Source organism: Pseudomonas sp. Marseille-Q5299, assembly GCF_943737035.1.
Classification (GTDB): domain Bacteria; phylum Pseudomonadota; class Gammaproteobacteria; order Pseudomonadales; family Pseudomonadaceae; genus Aquipseudomonas; species Aquipseudomonas putida_E.
This window is the reverse complement of record NZ_CALSFR010000004.1, coordinates 631267-644337: the sequence shown is the minus strand read 5'-3', so window position 1 is coordinate 644337 and position 13071 is coordinate 631267. Positions and strand designations below refer to the sequence as shown.

The following is a 13071-nucleotide window of genomic DNA, read 5'->3' as shown; positions in this document are numbered from 1 at the left end:
GAGGAAGCTGCGCATGCATCCACACACCCGCACCACTGCCGAGTTGCGCAGCGCCCTGCGCGAGCTGCTGGCCCATGATGTCAGCAACCCTGACGACGACCCGCACTGGTCGGGAGTACTGTTCTTTTGTGCCACCGACGAGCGCACGCGGGGGCTGATCGAACGCATCGAGTTGCTGGCCAGCGAGTTGTTTTTCGACGCATGTGGCCGCCTCATCGCGCACCGCATCCGTGCCATTGGTGTCGAGGGCGTTTGCATCAAGCAAAAGCGCAAGGCGCCAGCCGATGAGACGGTGATCCGCATTGCGCTGCTGGACAAGGGCTATATCACGGTGAGTACCGCACGATTCTGAAGCCAAGAGGCAAATGCGACACCGCCGCAACGTTGCCGCTCCATTTTTTGCAAGCTCTGCCTCTGCTTCTGCTTCTAAGCGCGCGGTAGCTCAGCCACCACAGATTGCGACTTCAGGAGGCCGAGCGCAGGTCTTGCGCAGGGAGGTGACGGGCATGGATGCCCGTCAAGCGCTTCGGCCTATGGCTGGGCCGTGCAGGCGCTGAGGCCGGCCAGGCTGGGCCAACGCTACTGCCCAACCAACCTAGCCCGATATCTCCCCGGACTTTGCCCCGTCCACTTCTTGAACGCCCGATGAAACGCACTGGGCTCCTGGAACCCCGCCTGCTCGGCGATTTCAGCAATGCTCATCACCCCCTCACGCAAACGCTCGAACGCCATGGCGCGACGCACCTCATCCTTGATCTGCTGATACGAACGCCCTTCGCGCTCCAACTGCCGACGAAAAGTGCTGGCACTGATACCCTGCCACTGCGCCATGGCCGCCAGCGTCGGCCATTGCCCATAGCGCCGGGCGCGCAGATGCCGGTACACCTGAGCCACCAACCCATTCTGATTGCGAAACCGGATGACCAGCCCCTGTGGCGCACTACGCAGGAAAGTTTTCAGACCGGCCAGGTCCTGGACCACCGGCAGACGCAGGTAGGCGCTGTCGAACTCAACCTCGGTGCGCCCGCTACCCAGGCGCAAGTCCGGCCCCCACAGCAGCAGGTCGTCGTCCTGGGCCGGGCGCGCCACTGCAAACTCGGTGCGGTCAATGGCCAGACGGCGCCCGGCCAGCCAGCACAGCAGGCCAACCACCAGCACCAGATAGGTCTCTTCGGCATAAACCCGGGTCAACGGGTCGGCAATGTCCGAGTGCACGCTGATCACCGCGCGCCCGGCGCGCACCGTCAGGCTGCCGCGCAGGTCATGCAGGAACAGGCTGAAATTGCCCAAGCATTGGCGCAGTGCCTTGTCCAGGTTCGGCTCCTGGATAAGGCCGCGACAGATCAGGGCAAAGCTGCCCAGCGGCATGCCATGGCTGTCGAGGCGAAAGAACTCATCGTCCAGCAGCTGGATCTGCGTCAGCCATAATTGGGCGAACGCCTTGGCCGGTACGCGGGCCTGTGGCTGATCGAGCAGCGCCGGGTCGATGCCCACCGCACGCAGATGGGCGTCACGCACCAAGGGCTGGTCGCGCAGGGCATGAAACATGGCATTGAGAAAGTACACGGCGACCGAATCGCTATCGCGCATGGCGTTATTCGCTGTCTATGCTGAGTGGCAAAAAGTGCCAGGTTGACTGAACAGATCCGGCATAGGCTGGAACAGGGCCTTTGCCTAGACTCGGACTCAACGAGGGAGCGCCGGCCATTCTCGCAGAGCCTGGCCCGCTCCCGCCATGCCTTCGCAATCGGAGCCTCTATGAGCAGCGCAGAAATCTACGTCGTCAGTGCCGTCCGTTCCGCCATCGGTGGTTTTGGTGGCTCGCTCAAGGACCTGCCGCTGGCAGACCTCGCCACCGCCATCAGCCGCGCCGCCCTCGAGCGCTCGGGCGTAGCCCCTGAGCAGGTCGGCCATGTGGTCATGGGTAATGTCATCCCCACCGAACCACGCGACGCCTACCTGTCGCGGGTCGCCGCGATGAACGCTGGTATCCCTAAGGAAACCCCGGCGTTCAACGTCAACCGCCTGTGCGGTTCGGGCCTTCAGGCCATCGTTTCCGCTACCCAGTGCCTGCTGCTGGGTGATGCCGATGTGGCCCTGGCCGCCGGTGCCGAGTCCATGAGCCGTGGCCCTTACTTGCTGCCACAGGCCCGCTGGGGTGCACGCATGGGCGACCTGCAAGGCATCGACTACACCGTCGGCGTTCTGCAGGACCCGTTCGAACACTTCCACATGGGCATCACGGCGGAAAATGTCGCCGCCAAGCACGGCATCACCCGCCAGATGCAGGATGAACTGGCCCTGACCAGCCAGCGCCGCGCCGCCCGTGCCATCGCTGAAGGGCGCTTCGCCAGCCAGATCGTGCCGCTGGAACTGAAAACCCGCAAAGGCACCGTCGAGTTCGCCGTTGACGAACACGTACGCGGCGATGTGACCGCCGAACAGCTGGCCGGCATGAAGACCGTCTTCAAGAAAGACGGCACCGTTACCGCCGGCAACGCCAGCGGCATCAACGACGGCGCTGCCGGCCTGGTGCTGGCGACCGGTGACGCCGTACGCCGCCTGGGCCTCAAGCCGCTGGCGCGCCTGGTGGCCTACGCCCATGCCGGCGTCGAGCCCGAGCTGATGGGCCTGGGGCCGATTCCGGCAACACGCAAAGCGCTGGAAAAGGCCGGCCTGAACATCAGCGACCTGGACGTGATCGAGTCCAATGAAGCCTTCGCCGCCCAAGCCTGTGCCGTGGCCCGCGCGCTGGACTTCGACCCGCAGAAGGTCAACCCGAACGGGTCCGGCATTTCCCTGGGCCACCCGGTGGGTGCCACCGGGGCGATCATTGCCACCAAGGCCATCCATGAACTGCAGCGCATTCAGGGCCGCTACGCGTTGGCCACCATGTGCATTGGCGGCGGCCAGGGCATCGCCGTCGTCTTCGAGCGCGTCTGAGGGACCTTGCAACATGAGCATTGAACAGATCGCCGTGATCGGCGCCGGCACCATGGGCAACGGCATCGCGCAAGTCTGCGCGGTGGCCGGCTATCAGGTGCTGCTGGTGGATGTCGCCGAGGCCGCACTAGAGCGCGGCGTAGCCACCCTGAACAAAAACCTGGAACGCCAGGTCAACAAGGGTACCCTCGATGCTGAGCGCGCCAGCGCAGCCAAAGCGCGCATCAGCACCAGCACCGATTATGCCCGCTTGAGCACTGCGCAACTGGTGATCGAGGCGGCGACCGAAAACCTGCAGCTCAAGCAGCGCATCCTTCAGCAAGTGGCTGCCAACGTGGCGCCCGATTGCCTGATTGCCACCAACACCTCGTCACTGTCGGTGACCCAGCTGGCGGCCAGTATCGAGCACCCTGAGCGGTTCATCGGCGTGCACTTCTTCAACCCGGTGCCGATGATGGCCCTGGTCGAGATCATCCGTGGCCTGCAAACCAGCGACAGCACCTATGCCCAGGCCCTGCTGGTTACCGAGAAGCTCGGCAAGACGCCGATCACTGCCGGTAACCGCCCGGGCTTCGTGGTCAACCGCATCCTGGTGCCGATGATCAACGAAGCGATCTTCGTGCGCCAGGAGGGCCTGGCCAGTGCCGAGGACATCGACACTGGCATGCGCCTGGGTTGCAACCAGCCGATCGGCCCGCTGGCGCTGGCCGACCTGATTGGCCTGGACACCTTGCTGGCGATCATGGAAGCCTTCCATGAGGGCTTCAACGACAGCAAGTACCGCCCTGCCCCACTGCTAAGGGAAATGGTCGCGGCCGGCTGGCTGGGGCGCAAGAGCGGCCGCGGCTTCTTCACCTACTGAGGAGCTAACAGCATGCCCCCGGTCAATGCCGCGATGCGCTGTGCCAATTTTGAAGAGCGACGTGACCGGGCCATGGCGCTGTTCGCCGAGAAGGGCTTCGGCCAGGTGAGCATGCGCGAACTGGCGGCACATCTGGGCGTGACCGCAGGTTCGCTGTATCACCACTTCCCGAGTAAGCAGGACTTGCTGTACGACCTGATCGAAGAGTTGTACGAGGAGCTGCAGGCAACCCTGGAGCCTGGCCGCCGCGCTATGGCGCGCGGGGGTTCGGCGTTGGCTTGCCTGATTGCAGCGCACTGGCAACTGCATGCCGAACGGCCCCTGCAGTTTCGCCTGGCCGCCCGGGATTTCTGCTGCCTGAGCGAAGCGCAGCAAACGCGCCTGGCGTTGTTGCGCAAACGTTACGAGACAGGGTTGCTGCGGTTGATCGCACCACAGGCGAAACTGCCCGACGCAGCATTGGCGGCGACGGCGCAGGTGGTGGCGACGTTGCTCAACCAGTTGCCCGGGATGCTGAAGGCTTTGCCTGAGGAACAAGGGTTGGGGTTGATGGAAAGCCTGCTGGTTGGGGGAATTGAGCGAACATTGCGCTAGCCCACCGTACCGCTCGATCAGCCAGGCTCTACATCTTCACCACCTCAACAAACGCGGGCCAAGCACTGCTCCCATCAACGTGGGCACCGACATCCCCAGCACGTACCAGGTCCCCCAGAACGGCACCTGCATTTCCGGGCAGTGCAGGCAGTAAACCAAGGTTGCGGTCGCACCGGCGAGCAGGCCCGCCGCTGCGCCAGCCTGGCGCAGCCGCGTCGGTGCCAGGCCACGCAATGCCCAGAACAGGGTGATGAACACCGGCACGCACAGCAGCGTGATGTTCAACGCACAGGTGCGCCAGGTACGCCCAAAGATCAAATCGGCACGGGCTTCGACCGGAGCCCCGAACAGGCTGATCGCTGCTCCCAACCAGACCAGCAGCAACGGTAGCCCGAGCAGTTGCCACACCACCCCGCCGCGCACGCCGGGCCTGGCCAGGCGCTGCGTCAACGACAGCCCGAGCAGCGCCAGGCTGGCGGGCAAGGCCAGCTTGGCCCAGAACAGCGGCGTACGCGCCACTTCGGCAAGGTCACTGCGCACGCCATAGACGGCCACCGTCATCAGCACTGCAGCCAGTGTGCCTGCTAGCAACGCCAGCGCCAGGCGCCGTGCCAGCGCATGACGGCCCACCGGCGCTTCACCAGCAGCCAGCAGGGTAATCAGTTCATCAGTCTTCATGCTCTTCACTGCCTCGAATCAGCTTGGCCAGCGCCTTGAGCCCCCGGTGTATCCCCACCTTGACCGCCGAACAGGAAAGCCCGGTGATACGCGCAGTCTCCTCCACCGACAGCCCTTCGAGCTTGACGTGGACGATGGGCAAGCGCTGGCGCGCCGGCAACCGCCCCAGCAGCTTGCCCAGGTCGCGATTGGCCTGGGCAGGCGCTTCATCACTGGTGGCGAACAGGTCACTGTCGTCTTCCAGCACCTCGTGCAACGCGTCGTGATGCGCATAGCGGCGCAGGTAATCTGCCAGCTTGTAACGGGCAATCGCCTGTACCCACGCCGTCAGCGGCTGTTGCGGCTGGTAGGTATGACGTGCGTTATGCACGGCCAGCAACACTTCCTGCAGCAAGTCTTCGATTTCGGCCGGGCGCTGCTGCAGCCGCCGCCGCAGAAACCCACGCACATGCAGCGCCAGCGCCGCAAGGAATTCGCGGTAGGCCCGTGCATCGCCCGCCAGCCCGCGCAGCAGCAAGGCCTGCAACTGCGCCTCGCGTGCGCCGAGGTGGTCCTGAGAGTTAGTTCGTTGCATGGGGGGCCAAGGTTACACCGTCTGTAGTTTTTTCTTTTATCGAACCTTAGCCGCTGCTGCGCTTTTCAGCGCATGGGTCAGGGCAAATGCACCAAGCAAAAAATATTTTTGCGTGCCTGTAACCGCAGCAGCGGCCACCGCGAACTAGTCCATGAGCCTTCGGTACATCACCACGGCCCCATTCTCTGGAGACACCCCCATGAATACCCTCGCCCTTACCACTGCCGCCCTGGCCCTTGCTTCCATGGCCAGCGTCGCCACCGCCGCCGATACCACCAGCAACGGTGCAGCCATGGAAAAATGCTACGGCGTCGCCATGGCCGGCAAGAACGACTGCAAAGCCGGTGCCGGCACCAGTTGCGCAGGCAGCTCCAAAAAAGACTACGACGGCATGGCCTGGAAAAACGTCCCGGCCGGCACCTGCACCTCGATCAAGACGCCCAATGGCATGGGTTCACTGACCCCGATCAAGTCTTGAGCAGAGGCCGCCGACCATGAACCGAACTGCCCCTCTGGGCGCCGGGCTCGGGCTCAAGGCTGAACACTTTGCCCAGGCCTTGGCCTGCGATGCAGAAGGCCTGTGGTATGAGGTGCATCCAGAGAACTACATGGTCGGCGGGCCGCGCCTGGCGTGGCTGCAGCGCATGGCCGAACGCCATGCGCTGTCGCTGCACGGCGTTGCCCTGTCACTGGCAGCGGACGCCGAACCGGACATCACCCACCTGCGCCGGCTGCGCGTGCTGATCGACCAGGTAAACCCGGTGCTGGTGTCGGAGCACCTGGCCTGGTCCGCCTGGCGTGACCAGTATCACCCCGACCTGCTGCCGTTCCCCCGCAGCCACGAGGCATTGGCACGCATCAGCGACAATATCCTGCGCACCCAGGATGCCTTGGGGCGCTGTATCGCCATCGAAAACCCCAGCCACTACCTGCAACTGCAAGGGCATGACCTGGACGAAATCGGGTTCCTCGGCGAACTGGTGCGCCGCACCGGTTGCACGCTGTTGCTGGATATCAACAACGTTCATGTCAGCGCCCACAACCTGGGTTTCAACGCCCAGGACTACCTCGACCGCTTCCCGGCCCATGCCGTCAGCGAAGTGCACCTGGCCGGCCACAGCCACGACGACCAAGGCGCACTGCTGATCGACTCGCACGATACAGCCATTGCCGAACCGGTCTGGGCCTTGTACCGCCGGCTGATCGCGCGCATCGGCGCGCGCCCGACACTGATCGAACGCGACGGCAACCTCCCCGCCTTCGATGAACTGCTTGCCGAACGGGCGATTGCCCAGTCGACCCTCGACCACGCAGGAGCCTTGCCATGAACCTGCCACTTGGCCAGTTCCAGGATGCCTTCATCGACGCACTCTACCTGCGCCCTGCTCCGCTGCTGCACAACCTGACACGCCAACCGGCGTTCGCGGTCTACCGCAATACCGTGATCGCCGGCTGCGTGGACGCACTGCGCGCCAACTTCCCCAGTGTCGAAACTCTGGTCGGCGCCGACTGGATGCAGCAAGCCGCTGCCGCCTACGCACAACACACCCCACCTGACGACGCACGGCTGATCCGCTACGGTGCGACGTTCGCGGCGTTTCTGCAAGACAGCCAGGCCAGCCACGGGCTGCCCTACCTGGCCGATGTCGCACGCCTGGACTGGCATTGGTGCGAAGTGTTCAGCGCCATCGAGCAACCTTGCCTGGCCCTGGCCGACCTGGCAGGCATGACGGCCAGCGACCTGAGTCGCAGCCACCTGCGGCCGCGCCAGAACGTGCGCTGGCAGTGGTGCGACGCTCACCCGGCACTTAGCCTGTGGCGCCGCAGCCGCGAGGGCCTGCCATGGCCACAGTCGCAACCCTGGGTGGCAGAAGGCGCACTGTTGAGCGCCGACCAGGACGGCGTGAACCATCAGCCACTCGAGGCCGGTGGCTGCACGTTCCTGGATGCCTGCGCAGCCGGTCACACACTGGAAAGCGCCTCGCAACTTGCCCTGCAACGCCAGCCTGACCTCGACTTCACCAGCCTGCTCGGTCGCCTGATGCAGGCCCGGGTCTTTCTCCCGCTTTCATTCGATTGAAGGAACGGCCATGGACACCCTGCGCCCCCCAGCTCCACCCATTGGCCTGCGCCAACGCTGGAACGGCCTTGCCGACTGCCTGCAACGGCTGCTCAACGACAGTGCGTTGTGCCTGGTCGCGCGGCTGGGCATCGCCTCGATATTCTTCCTGTCAGGCCGCACCAAGGTCGAGGGTCTGCTGAGCATCACGCCCAGTACCTACGAGCTGTTCCAGAGCGAGTATGCCTTGCCGCTGCTTTCGCCCTGGCTCGCAGCCCACCTGGCAACCTACGCCGAGCACCTGTTCCCACTGCTATTGGTACTGGGCCTGTTCACCCGGCTTTCAGCGCTTGCCCTGCTCGGCATGACAGCGGTCATCCAGATATTCGTCTACCCGGACGCCTGGCCTACTCACCTGTCGTGGGCTGGCCTGCTGCTGTTGCTGATAGCCCGCGGTGCCGGCGCTCTGTCACTGGACCGGTTGCTACGGCTGAATTGAGCCCGGCCGGCCAGCTACCACTTGGCAGTTGCAGCGTGTCGGCTGAAGAACACTCACGCGGCTTTTCCATTAAACTCTTCGCAGCCCACGTTGTCTTGGTACCGCACTGTTGCCCCCACCCTAGCGGTCCCCCCCCAAGATGAAGCACCCCGCCACATTCACCCAAGGTTCATTGACCCACCACGTACGGGTAATGGCGTTTACCAGTGCGCTGAGCCTGCTGGCGATTTTCCTGACCGACATTCTCACGCTCACGTATGTCGCCCTGCTGCATGACGAAGTACTCATTGCTGCGGTAGGCATCGCCAAGACCCTGGCCTTTTTCAATTCAAGCCTGGTGGCGGGCATTGTCGTCGCTGCAGGCACCATGATCTCCCGCAGGGTCGGCCAGGGTTCGAGCGCCTCGGTGCCTGTGCTGACCAGCCACATGCTGATCCTCGCCGCGCTGGTCTCGGCCAGTGTGTCTGCACTGCAGTGGTACAACCTGGACTTCTTCGCCGGCCTGGTGGGGGCCGATGCGCCCGCCTCACCGCTTGCCCGGCAATTCATTGCCATGACGCTGGTGGCGTCGGTGCTGATGGCGCTCACTCAAGCCACGGCCCAGGTGCTCCGGGCACAAGGTTTGAGCGGGCGCGCGCTGGCAGTGGTGCTGGCCAGTGCCGCCTGCCTGGCCATCGTCGACCCGATACTGATCTTTGGTCTGGACCTGAAACTGTTGGGCGCCGGCCTGTCCTGCCTGGTGGCAGCCACAGCAGGCAGCCTGACGGGTTTGTACCTGGTCAGGGCCCATGTAGGCCTTGCCACGCGCATACGCCTACGCCTGCTGCGGCTGTATGGCGCACGCATCATGCGCATTGCCTTGCCCTATACCCTCGCTAATCTGGCGATGCCCGTTGCCCTGACCTACACCATGGCGCAACTGGCGCTGTTCGGGGTGTCGGTCATGGCCGGCATGGCGGTGATGGACAGGGTGCTGCAGATTACCTACTGCCTGTACTTCGCCTTGCCGGGCGCGCTGGTGCCGATCCTGGCACAGAACCTGGGGGCGCACTGCCATGCGCGTTCACAGGCAGCCTTGCACAGCGCCGCCAGGCTGGTGGTGGTGTACGGCCTGGTCGCCTGGGCAGTACTGGCAAGCGCCGCGCCGTGGCTTGGCCCTGCCTTCACGCTGTCAGGCCCGGGGCAGGCGCTGATCGAGGACCTGTGCCGGTACGGGCCGGGGCTGTGGGTCATCATGGGCCTGGACTTCATCGCCATTTCGCTGTTCATCTGCCGTGGCCAGGCAGGCTGGGTGGCCTTCTACGCCTGGCTTCGTGCCACCTTGGGTACCCTGCCCTTCGTCACCGCAGGCGCAGCGCTGCAGGGTGCCAGCGGCATCATGCTCGGGCTGTGGGTCGGCAATGCCCTGGTCGCACTGGCCAGCGTCGCAACGGCCATCCTGATCAACCGCCCAGGCGCATACCGGGCGCACGAACCCTAGAACTTTTGCCATAATCGCCCTCGCCGCTTCAGCGGAACCGGCACACCACCCACTACAGCTTGAAGTTGGTTTATGTCAGGTCAGGATCACGAAACCGAAGCGTCCAGCGCACCGGTCACCAAACGCCGCCGTGCCCCCAAGGGCGAGATGCGCCGCGCCGCCCTGCTGGATGCGGCCACCGCCGTGTTCGCCAAAGACGGTTATGCGGCAGCCTCCATGCGCGATGTGGCCGAAATCGCCGGCATCACCACGGTCGGGCTGTTGCATCACTTCCCCAACAAGGTGTCGTTGCTGCAGGCCTTGCTCGATCGGCGCGATCGGCGAGTGACGGAGAAGTTTGCCGAGCTGGAGATGGCGCCGACGCTTGCGAACTTCCTGGCCTTCGTGCGCATGAGTATGAATTTCAGCGTGCAGAACCTGCTTGAGTGCCAAGCTTCGATGATGATCAGCGTCGAAAGCCTGTCCGAGCAGCACCCGGCCTGGCCCTGGTACAAGGAGAAATTCGCGCTGACCCACGCCCACGCCCAGGCGCACCTGGCGGCGCTGGTCGAGCATGGCGAGGTGCGCAAGGACATTGATGCGAAGGCGTTGGCGACCGAGATCTTCGCCGTGATGGATGGCCTGCAGATCCAGTGGCTGCGCGCCCCGGACCAGGTCGACGTCGAAGCGGTCTTCGACGCCTACCTGCTACGCCTTGCCTCTTGCATCAAGGCCTAGTGCGACGGTCAGTAAGCCTGGCTGTCGCTGACCTGCACCGCCGCTTGCAGCGGTGCCGGTAGTGGGTTGCTGTCACGCGTGGTCAAGTGTTGCGGCATGAGCGTGACCAGCGTGCGCTGCAGTGTGAGGTTTTCCGAGTCCGGGCCGACCCACACCTTGAACTTGCCGGCATCGACGTCCCAACTGTCGGTGTTCTGCACGAAGTACGCCAGCGAGCGCGAGTCGATCGGCAAACTCACGGTCTTGCTCTGGCCCGGCTCCAGGTACACCTTGGTAAAGCCCTTGAGCTCCTTCTTCGGGCGGTCGACTTGCGGGTCGATCGGCTGAATGTACAGCTGCGCGACCTCAAAGCCCGCCTTGTCACCCGTGTTGGTCAGGGTGAACGTGGCGTTCACGGTGTTGCCTGGGGTCATCACATTGGTCGAGAGCTTCAAGTCCGAATAGCCGAACGTGGTGTACGACAAGCCGAAGCCGAACGGGTAAAGCGGTTTGGCGTGCTTCTTGTCATAGCCGCGGTACCCCATGTAAAGCCCCTCGCTGTAGTCGATCTCGGTCAGCGGGTTGTCGCCACGGTAGGCGGCCGGGTCCGGGTAGGACGCGTAACTTGGGTTGTCTTCGATCTTCTTGTCGATGGTCACTGGCAGCTTGCCCGACGGGTTCACCTTGCCATACAGGATTTCAGCCAGTGCCTGGCCGCCCTGTTGCCCCGGGAACCAGGCATGCAACGCTGCGCCAACCTTCTTGGCCCACGGCTGCATGTCGGCCACGCCGCCGCCATGGGTGACGACGATGGTGTTCGGGTTGGCCTTGGTGACGAATTTGATCAACTCGGCCTGCTGGTCCGGCAGCGCGTAGTCGTGGTCGGAGCCTTCACCCTCGTTCTCGTAGTTGGTGCCTGCGGCGATCACCACGGCGTCGTAGCTGGCGATATCCTTCGGCGGTCGCAGGGACGCCCAGCTCATCTGAACGCCTGCCAGGCCGCCCAGTGCCGGCGTGAAATTGCCTTGCACACGGCGGTACTCAAGCTTGACGTTGTAGGACTTGCCCGCCACCAGGGCAGCGCTCTTGCCCGAGGTGGTCAGCGCGTTGACCACATCAGAGGAGTACGGCACGCCGTCGCTCTGCACCACCAGCTTGCCATCGACCCAAAGCTTGTAAGGGCCGTCGGCGCGCACCTTGAACACATGCGCACCCGAGACGGTCGGCTTGATCGTCGCACTGAAGCGTGCGGAGAACGCCCCCGCTGTCGGGCTGAAGCCGGACACTGCAGTGGTGCCGGTGCTGGTTTCATTGGTGCTGGTGGTCCAGTTGAGGTTCACGCCCGGCTCGATGCGGGTCAGTACCGGGTCGCCGCTTAGGCTGGTGTTGCTGAAGTACTCGGCCTTCACCCCGGCATTGCTGACGCCGCTGCCGGACGAGGTCGGCTGGTACCAGACTGCCGCCTTGGGGTTCAGGCTCAACGCCGACAGGTAAGTGACATTGGCGCTGTTCGACGCCAGTTGCTGCAGCCCGCTGAGTTCGGTCACGTAGCTGTTGGGTGGCGAGTTGGCGGTACCGAACGGCGAGGCAGGCGCCTGGTTGGCCCAGTCGCCGATCACTGCGATTCTGGCGGTGCGCGCCAGGGGCAGCAGCGGCTTGCCAGCAGCGGTATCGGCGTTGCGCAGCAGCACGATGCCTTCACGTGCAGCGTTCAGCGAGGCGCGCTGGCCATACTCGGTGTGCTCCAGCGTCTTTGCCGTGTTGAGGTTTTCCTGGAAGTCGTAGCTGACCACCGCACGTAGGTTGCGCTTGACCTTGTCGTCGATGACGTTCTGGGTCAGCTGGCCGCTCCACAGGTACGGCAGCAGGTTGGCCTCGGTGAACTGCAGGCCCGAAGGCATGTCCAGGTCGGTGCCGGCCCATGCGCCCTTGAACGGGTCGTGAATGGCATTGAAGTCACTGATCACGGTGCCCTGATAGCCCCACTCGCCTTTGAGCACCTCGGTGATCAGGTGGTGGTTTTCGCAGGCGTAGTCGCCGTTGACCTTGTTGAACCCGCACATGATCGACGCCACGTTGGCGTTCTTGACCATCGACTCGAAGCCGGGCAAGTACAGCTCACGCAGCGTGCGCTCATCGGCCACGACATTGACCGCCTGGCGATTGGCCTCCTGCTCGTTGGCCAGGTAGTGCTTGCCACTGGCCTGGATCCCCTGGGCCTGGATGCCGTTGACGATGGCCGGCGCCAGCACCGCGCCAAGGAACGGGTCCTCGCCACTGACGTATTCGGCCGAACGCCCGTTGTAGGGCGTGCGGTACAGGTTCACCCCGGGCGAGAGCATCTGCTGGCCGCCGGAAATACGCGTTTCATAGGCAATGGCCAGGCCGAACTCTTTGGCCCGGTTGATGCTCCAGGTGGCGGCCAGGGCCGACTGCGAAGGGTACTGTGCGCCAAAGGTGGCGTTATTGACGTGCACGCCCATGGACGAGTCGTAGGCCACCGTGCCCTGAATACCCCACTTGAGCAGCGACGGGATCATGTGGCCGTCATTGACCCGGGTGAAGTTGATCTTCTCGGCCTGGTTCATGTTATCCAGGATGGAGCTGACCCGGGCCTCCACCTCGTTGCCGGTGGCCGGCCCGGCCGCCAAAGCGCCCGAGGCCTGCATGACGCCGAGCGCCATCA

At 64.2% G+C, this 13071-nt stretch carries 14 protein-coding genes; 10 read left to right on the top strand and 4 right to left on the bottom strand.

The genetic code is table 11. The features are described 5' to 3' along the window. Positions 1-13 precede the first annotated feature (13 nt). Positions 14-352 carry a hypothetical protein gene (locus tag NGJ21_RS15990; protein WP_115275095.1) on the top strand — a complete coding sequence of 113 codons (339 nt, stop codon included), beginning with the start codon at positions 14-16 and terminating at the stop codon, positions 350-352. 227 nt (positions 353-579) lie between these two features. Here the strand turns inward: NGJ21_RS15990 and NGJ21_RS15985 are convergent, their stop codons facing one another. Further along, a complete protein-coding gene (locus tag NGJ21_RS15985) occupies positions 580-1590 on the bottom strand; it encodes an AraC family transcriptional regulator (protein ID WP_251962380.1) in 1011 nt (336 codons plus the stop codon). 168 nt (positions 1591-1758) lie between these two features. Between NGJ21_RS15985 and NGJ21_RS15980 the strand changes: the two genes are divergently transcribed. The 3 genes from NGJ21_RS15980 to NGJ21_RS15970 are packed head-to-tail and all read left to right on the top strand — an operon-like array spanning position 1759 to position 4399. Further along, positions 1759-2943, top strand: a complete 1185-nt coding sequence (locus tag NGJ21_RS15980) for an acetyl-CoA C-acyltransferase family protein (protein ID WP_046785516.1) — start codon at positions 1759-1761, stop codon at positions 2941-2943. A gap of 13 nt (positions 2944-2956) precedes the next feature. Continuing rightward, positions 2957-3805 carry a 3-hydroxybutyryl-CoA dehydrogenase gene (locus NGJ21_RS15975; RefSeq protein ID WP_251962379.1) on the top strand — a complete coding sequence of 283 codons (849 nt, stop codon included), beginning with the start codon at positions 2957-2959 and terminating at the stop codon, positions 3803-3805. 12 nt (positions 3806-3817) lie between these two features. Then, the gene (locus NGJ21_RS15970) at positions 3818-4399 is read left to right on the top strand and encodes a TetR/AcrR family transcriptional regulator (RefSeq protein ID WP_012314083.1); all 582 of its coding nucleotides are present in this window, start codon (positions 3818-3820) and stop codon (positions 4397-4399) included. A gap of 36 nt (positions 4400-4435) precedes the next feature. Here NGJ21_RS15970 and NGJ21_RS15965 read toward each other — a convergent pair whose 3' ends face one another. Both NGJ21_RS15965 and NGJ21_RS15960 read right to left on the bottom strand, forming a co-directional pair. Beyond that, entirely contained in the window at positions 4436-5077 is a 642-nt protein-coding gene (locus tag NGJ21_RS15965) for a DUF1109 domain-containing protein (protein WP_251962378.1), read from the bottom strand. Continuing rightward, positions 5067-5651 (bottom strand): sigma-70 family RNA polymerase sigma factor, encoded by a 585-nt coding sequence (locus NGJ21_RS15960; protein ID WP_119688800.1) that lies wholly within the window; start codon positions 5649-5651, stop codon positions 5067-5069. The genes NGJ21_RS15965 and NGJ21_RS15960 overlap by 11 nt, the downstream gene beginning before the upstream one ends. Before the next feature lie 199 nt (positions 5652-5850). Between NGJ21_RS15960 and NGJ21_RS15955 the strand changes: the two genes are divergently transcribed. The 6 genes from NGJ21_RS15955 to NGJ21_RS15930 all read left to right on the top strand — a co-directional run bounded on the left by NGJ21_RS15955 (position 5851) and on the right by NGJ21_RS15930 (position 10406). Continuing rightward, positions 5851-6129 carry a BufA1 family periplasmic bufferin-type metallophore gene (locus NGJ21_RS15955; protein WP_039602319.1) on the top strand — a complete coding sequence of 93 codons (279 nt, stop codon included), beginning with the start codon at positions 5851-5853 and terminating at the stop codon, positions 6127-6129. 16 nt (positions 6130-6145) lie between these two features. Continuing rightward, positions 6146-6979: an MNIO family bufferin maturase gene (bufB, locus tag NGJ21_RS15950; RefSeq protein WP_251962377.1), complete on the top strand. Its 834-nt coding sequence runs from the start codon at positions 6146-6148 to the stop codon at positions 6977-6979. Continuing rightward, a complete protein-coding gene (locus NGJ21_RS15945) occupies positions 6976-7731 on the top strand; it encodes an HvfC/BufC N-terminal domain-containing protein (RefSeq protein WP_251962376.1) in 756 nt (251 codons plus the stop codon). The genes bufB and NGJ21_RS15945 overlap by 4 nt, the downstream gene beginning before the upstream one ends. 10 nt (positions 7732-7741) lie before the next feature. Beyond that, positions 7742-8209 carry a DoxX family protein gene (locus NGJ21_RS15940; RefSeq protein ID WP_251962375.1) on the top strand — a complete coding sequence of 156 codons (468 nt, stop codon included), beginning with the start codon at positions 7742-7744 and terminating at the stop codon, positions 8207-8209. A gap of 139 nt (positions 8210-8348) precedes the next feature. Further along, complete coding sequence (locus NGJ21_RS15935) at positions 8349-9689, top strand: MATE family efflux transporter (RefSeq protein ID WP_251962374.1); 1341 nt, start codon at positions 8349-8351, stop codon at positions 9687-9689. 72 nt (positions 9690-9761) lie between these two features. Further along, a complete protein-coding gene (locus NGJ21_RS15930; protein ID WP_204917748.1) occupies positions 9762-10406 on the top strand; it encodes a TetR/AcrR family transcriptional regulator in 645 nt (214 codons plus the stop codon). 8 nt (positions 10407-10414) lie between these two features. Here NGJ21_RS15930 and NGJ21_RS15925 read toward each other — a convergent pair whose 3' ends face one another. Continuing rightward, the gene (locus tag NGJ21_RS15925) at positions 10415-13069 is read right to left on the bottom strand and encodes a beta-glucosidase (protein ID WP_251962406.1); all 2655 of its coding nucleotides are present in this window, start codon (positions 13067-13069) and stop codon (positions 10415-10417) included. Positions 13070-13071 lie beyond the last annotated feature (2 nt).

Coding starts and splice junctions, on each gene's coding strand:
- NGJ21_RS15990 (WP_115275095.1), top strand. CDS start 14: ATGCATCCACACACCCGCACCACTGCCGAGTTGCGCAGCGCCCTGCGC.
- NGJ21_RS15985 (WP_251962380.1), bottom strand. CDS start 1,590: ATGCGCGATAGCGATTCGGTCGCCGTGTACTTTCTCAATGCCATGTTT.
- NGJ21_RS15980 (WP_046785516.1), top strand. CDS start 1,759: ATGAGCAGCGCAGAAATCTACGTCGTCAGTGCCGTCCGTTCCGCCATC.
- NGJ21_RS15975 (WP_251962379.1), top strand. CDS start 2,957: ATGAGCATTGAACAGATCGCCGTGATCGGCGCCGGCACCATGGGCAAC.
- NGJ21_RS15970 (WP_012314083.1), top strand. CDS start 3,818: ATGCCCCCGGTCAATGCCGCGATGCGCTGTGCCAATTTTGAAGAGCGA.
- NGJ21_RS15965 (WP_251962378.1), bottom strand. CDS start 5,077: ATGAAGACTGATGAACTGATTACCCTGCTGGCTGCTGGTGAAGCGCCG.
- NGJ21_RS15960 (WP_119688800.1), bottom strand. CDS start 5,651: ATGCAACGAACTAACTCTCAGGACCACCTCGGCGCACGCGAGGCGCAG.
- NGJ21_RS15955 (WP_039602319.1), top strand. CDS start 5,851: ATGAATACCCTCGCCCTTACCACTGCCGCCCTGGCCCTTGCTTCCATG.
- bufB (WP_251962377.1), top strand. CDS start 6,146: ATGAACCGAACTGCCCCTCTGGGCGCCGGGCTCGGGCTCAAGGCTGAA.
- NGJ21_RS15945 (WP_251962376.1), top strand. CDS start 6,976: ATGAACCTGCCACTTGGCCAGTTCCAGGATGCCTTCATCGACGCACTC.
- NGJ21_RS15940 (WP_251962375.1), top strand. CDS start 7,742: ATGGACACCCTGCGCCCCCCAGCTCCACCCATTGGCCTGCGCCAACGC.
- NGJ21_RS15935 (WP_251962374.1), top strand. CDS start 8,349: ATGAAGCACCCCGCCACATTCACCCAAGGTTCATTGACCCACCACGTA.
- NGJ21_RS15930 (WP_204917748.1), top strand. CDS start 9,762: ATGTCAGGTCAGGATCACGAAACCGAAGCGTCCAGCGCACCGGTCACC.
- NGJ21_RS15925 (WP_251962406.1), bottom strand. CDS start 13,069: ATGGCGCTCGGCGTCATGCAGGCCTCGGGCGCTTTGGCGGCCGGGCCG.